1 pseudogene is annotated in these 536 nt (G+C 71.8%); it reads left to right on the forward strand.

Annotated elements, in window-relative coordinates:
* A pseudogene (locus J7528_RS24115) lies at nt 1-355 on the forward strand (16S rRNA (cytidine(1402)-2'-O)-methyltransferase); the annotation flags it as partial.
* Nucleotides 356-536 lie beyond the last annotated feature (181 nt).

Raw genomic sequence — 536 nt, forward strand, 5'->3', positions numbered from 1 at the left:
CTACGAGTCGGCGCACCGCATCGACGAATCGCTGGCCGACCTGCGCGCGGCCTTCGGCGACGCACGTCCGGCGGTACTCGCGCGCGAGCTGACCAAGCTGTTCGAGACCGTGCTCGACGGCGATCTGGCCGCACTGCACGCGCGGGTGCTGGCCGACGCCGACCAGCGCAAGGGCGAGTTCGTGCTGGTGGTGCAGGGCATGGGCGAGGATGCCGATGCGAAACTGGCCGAAGGCCGTCGCGTGCACGCGATCCTGGCCCGGCAGCTGCCGCCCTCGGCCGCGGCCAAGCTGGCCGCCGAGATCACCGGCGCCCCGCGCAAGGCCCTGTACGGCGCCGCCGAGTCGAACGACTGATCCGCCAACGGTTGTGCGGCGATTGATTGCCACAACCGCGGAAGCGTGGGGCGCAGTCGGGGCGAACTTCGTGCGTGCATCCGCCGCCAAGGCCGGCCATCGCCATAGCCCCTTGGCAAGGGGGGGGCCGCGGCAGCGGCGGGGGATCGGAAAGGCAATGAGCGGGGCCCGGAGTTTGCTG

Origin of the sequence: Caulobacter sp. (assembly GCF_017744445.1) — a bacterium.
In the GTDB taxonomy this organism is placed as follows: Bacteria; Pseudomonadota; Alphaproteobacteria; order Caulobacterales; family Caulobacteraceae; genus Caulobacter.